The sequence below is a fragment of the Mesorhizobium sp. M7A.F.Ca.CA.001.08.2.1 genome, from assembly GCF_003998455.1.
GTDB classification, from domain to species: Bacteria; Pseudomonadota; Alphaproteobacteria; order Rhizobiales; family Rhizobiaceae; genus Mesorhizobium; species Mesorhizobium ciceri.
The window spans coordinates 1-680 of sequence record NZ_RZPW01001360.1; the positions used below are offsets into that span (position 1 = coordinate 1).

Here is a 680-nt window from a genome sequence, read left to right on the forward strand (position 1 = left end):
ATCTCGGCCAGCCGCGCCAGCCCGCCGGCGCGGTCGATCCGCCCTGTCTTGCCGGGAATGCCTATCAGCAGGTTCTCCAGCACCGTCAGCCTTGGCGCCAGATGAAAATGCTGGTGCACCATGCCGATGCCGGCGGCTAGCGCATCGGCGGAACTTGTGATCCGCACCGGCCTGCCCTGGATGAGAATCTCGCCGGCGTCGGGCGCATAGGCGCCGAACAGCACATTCATCAGCGTCGTCTTGCCGGCGCCGTTCTCGCCCAGCAACCCGAGGATTTCGCCCGGCGCGACGCTGAGATCAACGGCCTCGTTCGCCTTGACGGCGCCGAAGCTCTTGGTGATGCCGCGCATTTCGATGAGGGGGGCGGACAAGGGGGCTCCTGAACGGACGGGCTTTGCGATTCAGCTTTGATTGAGAGGAATACGCTGCACCCCCCTCTGGCCTGCCGGCCATCTCCCCCTCAAGGGGGAGATTGGATGTCATATCGGCTTTCGCCAATTTTCTTGAAAGAACAGCGCGTCGCCGAAACTGCTAATCTCCCTCCTTGAGGGGGAGATGTCCGGCAGGACAGAGGGGGGTGCAGCGTATTCCTCTCAATCAAAGCTGAATCGCAAAGCCCGTCCGTTCAGGAGCCCCCTTGTCCGCCCCCCTCATCGAAATGCGCGGCATCACCAAGAGCT

1 protein-coding gene is annotated in these 680 nt (G+C 62.8%); it reads right to left on the reverse strand.

Translation table 11 applies throughout. The features are described 5' to 3' along the window. Window positions 1–371, reverse strand: a 371-nt coding sequence (locus EN914_RS37380) for an ATP-binding cassette domain-containing protein (RefSeq protein WP_127389783.1), incomplete at its 3' end; no start/stop codon positions are given. Between the last annotated feature and the right edge of the window lie 309 nt (window positions 372–680).